This is a genomic window from Streptomyces sp. NPDC060232 (assembly GCF_042726555.1).
GTDB lineage: Bacteria > Actinomycetota > Actinomycetes > Streptomycetales > Streptomycetaceae > Streptomyces.
The window spans coordinates 17,002-27,509 of sequence record NZ_JBHXAG010000038.1 but is presented as its reverse complement, the minus strand read 5'-3'; the positions used below and the strand labels follow the sequence as shown (position 1 = coordinate 27,509).

Genomic DNA, 10,508 nt, shown 5'->3' with positions numbered 1-10,508 from the left:
GTGTGTGTTCTCCTTGTGCGGTTCAGGTCCGGGCGGCCGGGGTTGCGGAAGCGGCGAGCCTGCCGCTGCGCTGGTGGAAGAAGCCGACCTGCCCGACGATCAGCAGGATGTTGGCCACGAGCAGGGCGAGCCACAGGGCGTTCAGGCCGCCGACGGCCGAGAGGGGTACGGCGGCCAGGGCGAGCAGGCCGTAGCAGACGGCGAAGGCGACCAGGCTGGGCACCGTGTTCCTGATCGCGATGAGCCCGAAGCCGAACACCGCCTGCAGTGCGTCCGTGACCACCACCAGGAGCAGCAGGGGTATCAGGGCCAGCACCTGGTCGCGGGCAGCGGGATCGTGGGTGAAGAGGGAGAGCACCGGTTCCCTCAGCACCGCCAGGACACACCCCAGGAGGGCCACCGCGCCGAGGGCGGTCTTGGCCCCGGCACGAACGCCGGCGCGCAGCCCTTGGACGTTCCCGGTCTTCAGGTGGGGTGCCATGAGCGGGATGGTGGCCTGGCCGATGGCGACGGCGGCCGTGAACATCAGGGCGACCAGGGACACGGCGATGCTGTGTGCGGCCGCGGCGACGGTGCCGACCCGGGCGGCGGCGACGGCCAGCACGCCGAGGACGGCGAACTTGATGAGTACGGTGGCGGCGAGCGGGAGGCCTACGCCGGCCAGTTCGAGTACGGCGCGGGGGTGCGGGCGGCCAAGGCCGAGGGGGCGGCCGGCCAGGAGGGTGGACCGGCGGAGCCCCCAGTGTGCGACCACCGCGCTGATCAGGCTGGACACCAGCATGGCGACTCCCGCGCCGGGCAGCCCCAGCCCGTCGATCGGGCCCACGCCGTTCACGAGCGCCAGGGAGAGGACCACGGCTGCGGCGGTGCCGGCCGTCCCGGCCCGCATCACGAGCGCGGAGCGGCCGAGGCCCACCAGGGTGGACGTCGCCGAGTTGCCGACTGCGGCCACCAGGACACTGGCCGCCAGCAGGGCGGGAAGCGGGCCGAGTGCCGACAGGGTCTCCTGCGGGACGCCGGAGGCCAGGCCGATGAGCGGCACGGCGCAGACGGCCACCGCACCCAGCGTTCCCGTGAGGATGCCGAGCCAGGTGCCGTTGCGCACCACCGGCACGAGGGCGTCGGGGTCGTCGTCGTGGGCGGCGACGAAGGGCATCACCCCGCGCATGGCGCCGGCGACGGTGGCCGTGGCGGGGGTGTAGACGGCCATCGTGAGGGCGAACGCGGCCAGTGAGGCGGTGGCGTGCCGGCCGAGCACGGCGGTGTCGACCAGTCCGGCGACGGACGAGGCGATCATGGTCAGGTAGAGCGGCAGGGCTGCCGTGATGGTGCGCCTGACCAGGCCGCGGTCGGCGGCGCCGGGGGACGGAGCGGTATGCGGACTCAGGCCCATGACGCTCCTTGCCGCGTTTGCCTGCGCCCCTGCGCCCGCCGCATCGCCGCGTGCACGTCCTGCGTCCACTGAGCGGCGAATTCCCGGGGCCGGTCGAAAAGATAGAAATGCCCACCCGGCCGAGGCCGTATTTCGGTGCGCTCCGAGGAGTATTCGGACCATGGCGACACCAGTTCCCGCCCCGCCAGCGGGTCGCGGTCACCGTAATAGACGGAGAGCGGAATGCCGAGGACTCCCGAGGGGTCCGCCGTGTAATTCTGCATGAGGTTCAGGTCCAGACGCAGGGCGTGGGTCAGGTAGGCCATGAGTTCGGGCTCTTCGAATGCCTGGGGAGGTGTTCCCCCGAGCTCGCGCAGGAAGCCGGCGAGGTCTTCCTGCGTGTGCAGGTCGCAAAGTCCGTCCCGCGGCTCCCGCACGTGCGGAGCCGGGCTCGCCGAGACGCCCAGCAGGACGGGTGGCACGCCGAGCCTCTCCAGTTGCCGCGCGAGTTCGTAGGCGATGAGAGCGCCCATACTGTGCCCGAACAGGGCATAAGGTTCGGTCAGTTGCTCCGTCAGGGCCGGCGTCAGGAGCGAGACCGCCTCCGTGAGTCCGGTGGGGGCGGGGATCGCGGCCGCCGGACCGCGCCCCGGAAGTTCGAGCGCGAGCAGCCGCCAGTGGTCCGGGAAGAACGAGCGCAGCGGAAGGAAGCTCAGGGCGGAACCGCCGGCGTGATGCACGAGGACGAGCGTGAATTCCTCTTCACCGGTCACACCATTGTCGGCGCTCCGACCTTTTCTCAGGACCCTCACGAGAACCGTGGAGGGCTTTGCATCGGCGCCGGAGGGCCGGTAACGTACCCTTCCGTCAAAGCGCGATTCTTGCATCATTTTCCCTTGAACAGGAGACTGCCGTGAGTCGACTTGCATTTTTATTTCCGGGCCAGGGTTCGCAGGTTCCCGGAATGGGATCCGAACTTCTGGAGCGGTATCCCGAACTGGCGCGCCCCTACTTCGAGACCGCCGACGAGGTGCTGGACATACCCCTGAGCCGCCTGTGCTTCGAGGGCGACGCCGAGGAGTTGCGGGACACGTCCGTGACCCAGCCGGCCGTCTATGTCGTCAGCCTGGTGGCGGCCGCCGTCCTGCGTGACCGGGGGGTCAGCCCGTCGGTGGTGGCGGGGCACAGCCTCGGCGAGTACACGGCGCTGGTGAGCGCCGGGGTCCTCGACTGGGTGGACGGCCTCGTACTGGTCCGCCGGCGCGGCCTGCTCATGGCAGAGGTGAACCGGCGCACGCCCGGATCCATGGCTGCCGTCATCGGACTGCCCGCGGCGCGGGTACGGGCGCTGTGCGAGGAGGTTGCCGCCGCCCGGCAGCGGGTCGTCGAAGTGGCCAACTACAACTCCGCCCTGCAGACGGTCGTCTCCGGCGACGCCGACGCGGTGGCCGAGGTCGGCCGGCGGGCGCTTCAGGAGGGCGCCGGCCACGCGAAGGAGCTCCGCGTCGGAGCCCCCTTCCACTGCTCCTTGATGGCGGATGTCGCCGCCGAGTTCGGCGAGCACCTCGCGGCGACCCCTTTCGCCACCCCGAACCTCCCCGTGGTGGCCAACGTGACCGCCACCTACGTGCATTCGGGGCAGGAGGCCCGCACGCTGCTCGCGCAGCAGCTCGCCGCACCCGTGCGCTGGCACGAGACGCTCAGCCTGCTCGGCCGTGAGGAGGTGTCCGCGTTCGTCGAGGCCGGGCCGGGGCGCGTGCTGAGCAACCTGAGCCGTTCCGTGCACCCGGCCGTCCCGGCGCTGCCCGCGGGAACCTGCGGCCAGATCGACCGTGCGGTGGAGAAGCTGAGCGGCGTCCTGGTGTAGCGGGTGCCCGGTGGGCGCCCCCGTGCGGGGCGCCCACCTCGGGCGGGGCGCGGCCCGGTACGCGGTTGCGGCGCGGTGCGTGGCGGCGGTCATGAGCCCGCTCCCGTCGGGTCGAGCGAGTCGGCGGTCGCCTCCGGTTCGAGGACGAGGCCGTACAGGGCCTGGCGGTACAGGGCGAGCAGCCGGTCGTCGCCGGTCGACGCATCGTGGCGCAGCAGGGCCCGGAAGGAGTCCTGGGTGTCGACGACCGTCAGGTGCAGGCGCCGCCCGGGGGCCAGCAGATCGGGCCCGACGTCACGCAGGGTCCCGGTCCCGAAGCGCAGCGGCTCGTCGTCCCTGGCGTAGTTGAACACCACGTCCAGGTCGGCGAAGGCCGCGAGGTCGGGGTGCTCGGCCGCGAGGTCCGCGTACGGGACCGCGCTCACCGACAGCACCTGGTCGACGGTCGCCCGCGCGTCCTCCAGGATCCGGCCGAGCGGCCGGTCGCCCGGCACCGCCAAGGGCATCGGCACGATGTTGGCGAACGCGCCGACCGATCCGTCGAACCGCCGCTGGAAGCGGCCGTCGAGCGGGAGCGCGGGGCAGACCACGTCGGTCGTGCCCATCCGGCCCAGCGCCACCGCCACGGCGGTCAGGTGCAGGACGAACGGGGTGGTCCGCTGCTGCGCGCAGCGTGCCCGCAGGGCGGTCTGCAGGATCGCGTCGGGTGCCCAGGTGGCGCGGCCGGGTTCGCGGGCGGGCCGGGGGGCGAGGCGTGGAACGGCGGACGCCGGCGCGAGCAGACGCCGCCACAGCTCGACGGCCTCGGTGCGCCGGGGGCTGCCCGGCAGGGCGTTGCGCCATGCCAGATGGCGCAGGAACCCGTCGTCCGGCCCGCGCGGTGCGGGCGTCCGGTGGTAGGCCTCGTCCAGCACGCGGCACAGGTTGTCGAGGCCCCGGCCGTCGAGGGCCAGCAGGTGGACGGTGACGGCGAGCAGGCCCGCGCCTTCGGGCCCTTCGACGGTGGACAGGCGGACGAGCGGACCGGTGCGGGGGTCGATCGGCTCGGCCTGGCCGCGCTCGTACAGCCAGTCCGCGAGCCGCTCGGCGGGGACGCCGTCCGGGCGCCGCCGCCGTACCACGGCGTCGGAGACGACTTCGGCCGTGGGCGCCGGTTCGGCGTGGTGTCCCCGCGCGACGCGCAGACGGAGGGCCGGCTGCTGCTCCAGCAGCACGGTGACGGCGTGGCGCAGCCGCTCGGGATCCAGTTGCCGACCGGTGTCGTACACGGTGGTCTTCTGCCGGTCCGGACCCGGGAGATCGGCCAGGGCGGCCAGGCCGGGCGGCAGGACGACCGGCGTGACGGCCGGCGGCAGTTCCTCATCGGGATGGGCGGCGCCGAGCCTTCGGCGCCCCGCCACCAGGCCGGCGACGTCGCGGGCGGTGCCGCACTCGTAGAAGTCGGAGATGGACAGCCGTACATCGAGCTCTTCGCGTACCCGGTGCACCAGCCGCGTGGCCAGCAGGGAATGGCCTCCGGCGTGGAAGAAGTCGTCGTCGGGTCCCAGGCCGGGCTGGTCGAGCACGGCCCGGAACGCCGCCAGGACCCGCTCCAGCGGATCGTCTTCGGCCGTGGGCCCGTGCGGAGGTGCCTGCGCCGGCCCCAGGAGCCGCGGACCGGCTTGCGGAGCGGCCGTGCCGGGGGGCGGGAGCAGGGCGTGGTCGACCTTTCCGTTGGCGTTGACCGGCAGTCGGTCCAGGAGGGTGAAGGTGGAGGGCACCAGCGCGGGAGGCAGTACCCCGGCCAGGCGCCCGCGGGTGCGCGGTCCGATGTCCTCGGATCCGGGCAGCGCCGGGACCAGGTAGGCGTCGATGCGCCGGTCGCCCTCGGGGCCGCGCACGACCAGCGCCACGTCCGCGATGTCGGCGTCCTCGCGGATCACCACTTCGATCTCACCGGGCTCCACCCGGTATCCGCGGATCTTCACCTGCTGGTCGCGGCGGCCCAGGAACTCCACGTCGCCCGTCGGCAGCAGACGGGCACGGTCCCCGCTGCCGTACTGACGCCGCCCGTCGGCGGACGTGGTGAACCTCGCTTCCGTGAGCCCGGGTTCGTCCAGGTAGCCGGTGGCCACGCACGGTCCGCCGATGACCAGTTCCCCGACGGACCCCCACGGCACGGGCCGCCGCCCGTCGGAGCTCTCCAGTGCCAGCGTGACGTTCTGGATCGGATGGCCGATCGGCGCGTAGCGCGGCCAGTCGGCCGGCCGCCCCGCAAAGCTGTAGGAGGTGACGACGTGGGTCTCCGCGGGACCGTAGTTGTTGATCAGCCGGCAGCCGTCCAGCTTCTCGAAGAACGCCAGGAGCGACGCGCTGAGCCGCAGCTGCTCGCCGGTGGTGGCGATCTCCCTCAGGGAGGCGAAGGAGCTGGGATCCTGTTCGAAGCGCGTGGCCAGGGCGTGTGCCAGCGACACCGGCAGGATCGCCTTCTGCACCTGGTGGAGCCGGACGAACTCGGCGAGCGCGTCGTGGTCGTGCCGGGTCTCTTCGTCGGCCACATGGAGCGATCCGCCGGAGCACAGGGCGGCGAACGTCTCGTGGAAGGCCGCGTCGAAGCCGAAGGACGCGAACTGGAGCCAGCGCATCGCCCTGCCGTACCCGTCGGTCTCCCAGTGGATCAGGTTGGCCAGCGCACCGTGGGGGAAGTGGATGCCCTTGGGACGCCCTGTGGTGCCGCTGGTGTATGTGAGATAGGCGCCGACCGAGGCGGGCACCCGGTCGCCGGGGGCGGAGCCGTCCCTCGCCGGCATCCCGGACACGTCCGGCAGCACGATCCGACGTACGCCCTCGGGGACGAAGTCCGCCTTCTCCGGGGTGTCGCACAGCACCAGTCGTGTTCCGCAGTGCTCGGCGATGGCGGCGAGCCGGGCCCTCGGGTGGCTCTGGTCGAAGGGCACCGGAGTGGCGCCGGCACGCAGCACGCCCAGCAGGACCGCGACGGTCCGGGCGTCGCGCGGCAGGGCGATGCCGACCGGCTCTCCGATGCCCGTCCCGTTCGAGGTCACCAGGTCGGCGACGCCTGCGGACAGGCGTGCCAGCTCTCCGTAGGTGAGCGTCGTGCGGCCGTCGCTCACCGCCTCCCTCTCGGGGTGGCGTGCGGCGTGGTCGAGGAAGACCGCGTGCACCGGCAGGTCGGGCACCGGCACCCGGGGGCCGGTGAGCGCCGCCGCCGCCCGCCCGGCCCGTGCCGGCGGCTCGGCGGGAACGCCGTCGACGGCGGCGTCGGGCGTGCCGGTGAGGGTGTCGAGGAGGAAGGCGAACGACTCCCGCCACGCGTCGACCGTGGGCCGGGTGAAGCGGTCACTGTCGTAGATGAAGCGGCCGCCGATGGTGCCGTCCTCGGTCCACCAGTCCAGGGACAGTTCGTAGGGGCTGGTGGCGCGGTCGAAGGGGATGGGCCTGACGTCGACTCCGGCCGGTGCGGGCGCGGTCATGCTTCCCGGGTGCAGCAGGTTGAACAGCACCTGGAAGACCGGGGAGGACGCGCCGCGTGCGTCGGATCCGCGGGCCGCGTCCCGCGCCATGATCTCGTACGGCAGTTCCTGGTGGTCCATGGCGCCGGTGACCCGCCGGGCCGTCTCCCGCACCAGGGAACGGAACGACTGGCCGGCCGAGATGGTGCTCCGGATCGGAAGCGTGTTGACGAAGTTGCCGATGAGGTCGCGCGTCTCGGGACGGTGCCGGCCGGAGACCGGGCAGCCGATCACGAAGTCCTTCTGGTCGCAGAGCGATGCCAGCAGGACGGAGAACGCGGTGAGGACCACCACGAACGGTGTCGTCGACTCCTCGGAGGCAAGGGCGTGCACGGACTGCGAGGTCTGCGTGGGCAGGGTGAAGGTGAGCTTCTCGCCCCGGTAGCTGCGCCGGGCGCCGCGCGGACGGTCGCCCGGCAGTTCCAGGGGTGCCGGCAGGTCGGCGAGCTCCCGGCGCCAGTGGGCGCGCTGCCTGTCCGCGTCGGCGGTGGTGAGCCAGTGGGCCTCCGCCCTGGCGTGCCGGGCGGTGAGTGTCGCGACGGGCGGCAGGTCGGGCGCACCCTCGCCCGTGCGCATCCGGTAGAGGGCGTACAGGTCGTTCAGGAGGATCCCGATGGACGTGGCATCGGCGACGAGATGGTGCAGGGCGAGGGCCAGGACGGTCCGGTCGGGCCCCATCCGGAACAGCCGGACGGCGCACAGCGGGGCGCGGTCGGTGGGGATGGTGGAGTCCAGCAGCGAGGCGATCGCTCCGCGCAGGGCATCGTCGTCCGCCACGTCCTCCTCCCGCACGTCGACCTGCGCCTGCTCGTCGAGCACTTGGAGGGGACGGCCGCCCACGGTGCGGAACACCGTGCGCAGGCTCTCGTGACGGGCGACGAGATCGGCCAGCGCCTTGCGCAGTACGTCGCGGTCCACGGGGCCGCGCAGGTCGGCGAGTACGGGCACGTTGTACGCCTCGGCGGCTCCCTCGAACTCGCTGAGGAAGAGGAACGCCTCCTGGATGGAGGTCGCCGGCACCGGTCCGGTGGCCTCGTCCGGTCCTGCGGACGCCGGCCCGGCCGGGGAAGGTCCGGCACTGGTGGCCGACGGGTGCGCCTGGGCGGCCAGCCGGGCCAGCCCCGTCGGGCTCGGTTCCTCCATGAAGGAACCGAGCGGGATGCTCCTCCCCCAGTGCTGCCGTGCCTGGGCCACGATCCGGGTGGCGAGGAGCGAGTCGCCGCCGAGGGAGAACAGGTCGTCCGTCGGGGCGATGTCGCTGCGGCCCGTCGCCTGGGCGAAGAACCTCAGGGCCGTCGCGGCGAGGTCGTCGCCGCTCTGGGCGCCGGGGTCGGCGGGAGGCTCGGTGGCGGGGGCCTCGCCCGCCGCCGCGGGACGCGCCTCCAGCCAGTACCGCCCGCGCTGGAACGGATAGTGGGGCACCTGCGTGAAGCGGTGGGGGGCGTCGGCGGACGCGAACGGCTCCGCGTCCTCGACCAGCCCCGCCACCCAGGCCTGGCCGAGGGCGGCCGTCAGCGCTTCGGCTCCCGGCCGGACGTCCTTGGCGACCGTGAGCGTGATCGCCTCGGGGAACACCGCGGGCAGGGGCGGCGCCGGCTCGGTGACCGGTACGGGGTTCAGGAGTGCCGGAACCCGCGGAGGCAGTGTGCGCCGCCCGGCAGGGGCGGTGGCGTCACCGAGGGCTGCGGCCGCGTCGGGCGTCCGGCCCGCGGGGCACCGTTCGGCTCCGTCGGCGTCGTACCAGGGGATCGTCGCGGGATGCAGCGCTACGGCGGTCAGTGCCTCGGCGGGGTCGGCTCCCCGGGCCAGGGCCGCCACGATGCCGGGCGCGTCCGCGTCGGCCACGACGCCGCTGATCACGGCGGCCGCCGCCCGGTTCCCGGTGGTGGCGACGACGGCGCCGGGGCGTACCCCGTGCTCGGCCCACAGCGCGGCGCCGGCGAGAGCCGTCACCGTGGCCGCGGCGCTCGGAGCCGCCCGCCGCAGGTGGGCCAGCGGGTCGGTGCCCGGCGGGAGGGCGCAGTGTGCGGTCAGTCGGCGCACGTGCTCGGCGAAGGCGGGCCGGCTCTCCAGGAGCGAGGCCACGGCCCCGCTCGGCAGGACGTCGTCGGTCAGGGTGAACGCCGGTGCCCGTCCGCCCAGGGCCGCGTCCGGGAGCCGGCTCTCCAGCAGTACCGGATCGGCGCCCTCGCGCCAGAGCAGGCCGCGACGGAGGGAGTGCGCGCCACGGCGGGCGATCAGGGTGGAGGCCACGTCCAGGGCGTCTTCCGGCGTGCTCGCGACGACCCGGGAGCGTACCGCGTCCTCCAGCGCGTCCAGCGCGGCACTGGACCGGGCGGAGAAGAGCAGCAGTTGGCGGGCATCGGCGGCCGGGTGTCCGGCTGCGGGCCGGTCGACTGCTTCCGGTGCCTCCTCGACCAGCAGGTGGACGTTGGTGCCGCCGACGCCGAGCGAGCTGACGCCGGCGAGCAGGGGCCGCGGCCCGGTCCACGGCCGCAACCCCGTGTTGACCCGGAAGGGCGAGGTGTCGAAGTCGATGTGGGGGTTGAGGCGTTCGCAGCCCAGCGTGGCGGGCAGCTGCCGGTGGAGCAGCGACAGCACCACCTTGATGAGGCCGGCGATGCCGGACGCCGAGTCGAGGTGGCCGATGTTGGACTTGACCGAGCCGATGGCGCAGTGGCCGACGGCGGACGTGGTCCGCCGGAACGCCTCGGTGAGCGCGCCGACCTCGATGGGGTCGCCGAGCGGAGTGCCCGTGGCGTGCGCCTCGACGTAGGAGACGCGGTCCGCCGCGACTCCCGCGACCTCGTGCACCTCGGCGATGAGTTCGGCCTGTCCGCGCAGGCTGGGCGCGGTGTACCCGCTCTTGCGGGCGCCGTCGTTGTTGAGTCCGCTGCCGCGGATGACGGCGAGCACGCGGTCGCCGTCCGCCAGTGCCTCGTCGAGTCGGCGCAGCACCAGCAGGCCGACGCCGCTGGAGAACACCGTCCCGCCGGCGTCGGCCGAGAAGGGGCGGCAGTGGCCGTCGGAGGAGGAGATGCCGCCTTCGACGGGCGCGTAGCCGACGTCGGTCGGGTTGATCGCGGCGCCGCCGACGAGTACGGCGTCCGCCTCGTAGTCCATCAGTGCCCGGCAGGCGTGGTGCACCGCGGCGAGGCCGGAGGAGCATGCGCAGTCGACGGCGAGGCTGGGGCCGGTGAGTCCGAGGCGGTAGGAGAGCTGCGTGGCCGTGTACCCGCGGTCGTTGCCCATCAGGACCCGGTGGAAGCCGAGCGGTTCGATGGCCTCGGGGTGCGGCAGTACGTTCTGCAGGAGGTAGTCGGAGATGTTGACGCCGAGGTAGACGCCGATGCGGCCCGGGAAGGATTCCGGTACCAGCCCTGCGTCCTCCAGGGCGTGCACGGCGGTCTCCAGCAGGAACCGCTGCTGGGGGTCGGTGACGGCCGCCTCCGCCGGGGACATCCCGAAGTAGTCGGCGTCGAACATCGACGGGTCGCCGAAGGTCTTGCGCACCGCGACGTAGGAGGGGTCGGACAGCGCCCAGGCGCGGCCTGCCCTGCGCAGGTCCTCCTCGGGCACCGGCTCCCGGGGGTCGACGCCCTCACGGAGGAGTTCCCAGAACTCCTCGGCCGACTCGGCGCCCGGGAAGCGGCAGGCCAGGCCGGTGATGGCGATGGCCGGCACGTCGTCGGACAGCTCGGCGGCTTCGGTCATGTCGCGGTCTCCATCTGATCAGCTGGTGGGGGTCTGGGTGGGG

At 73.4% G+C, this 10,508-nt stretch carries 4 protein-coding genes; 1 reads left to right on the top strand and 3 read right to left on the bottom strand.

All coding sequences use genetic code 11. The annotated features are described in order from the left end of the window. Positions 1-22 precede the first annotated feature (22 nt). A complete protein-coding gene (locus ACFWFZ_RS32875) occupies positions 23-1,393 on the bottom strand; it encodes an MATE family efflux transporter (protein ID WP_387127427.1) in 1,371 nt (456 codons plus the stop codon). Next, the gene (locus ACFWFZ_RS32870; protein WP_387127425.1) at positions 1,384-2,145 is read right to left on the bottom strand and encodes a thioesterase II family protein; all 762 of its coding nucleotides are present in this window, start codon (positions 2,143-2,145) and stop codon (positions 1,384-1,386) included. The genes ACFWFZ_RS32875 and ACFWFZ_RS32870 overlap by 10 nt, the downstream gene beginning before the upstream one ends. A 140-nt stretch (positions 2,146-2,285) precedes the next feature. On the opposite strand from ACFWFZ_RS32870, the gene fabD reads away from it, so the two are divergent. After that, complete coding sequence (fabD, locus tag ACFWFZ_RS32865; RefSeq protein ID WP_387127423.1) at positions 2,286-3,239, top strand: ACP S-malonyltransferase; 954 nt, start codon at positions 2,286-2,288, stop codon at positions 3,237-3,239. 89 nt (positions 3,240-3,328) lie between these two features. Here fabD and ACFWFZ_RS32860 read toward each other — a convergent pair whose 3' ends face one another. Next, on the bottom strand, positions 3,329-10,465 hold the full coding sequence (locus ACFWFZ_RS32860; RefSeq protein WP_387127421.1) for an amino acid adenylation domain-containing protein: 7,137 nt from the start codon (positions 10,463-10,465) through the stop codon (positions 3,329-3,331). Positions 10,466-10,508 lie beyond the last annotated feature (43 nt).

What these genes read in the sequence shown, in the direction of transcription:
- ACFWFZ_RS32875 (WP_387127427.1), bottom strand. Translation starts at nt 1,393, where the DNA reads ATGGGCCTGAGTCCGCATACCGCTCCGTCCCCCGGCGCCGCCGACCGC.
- ACFWFZ_RS32860 (WP_387127421.1), bottom strand. Translation starts at nt 10,465, where the DNA reads ATGACCGAAGCCGCCGAGCTGTCCGACGACGTGCCGGCCATCGCCATC.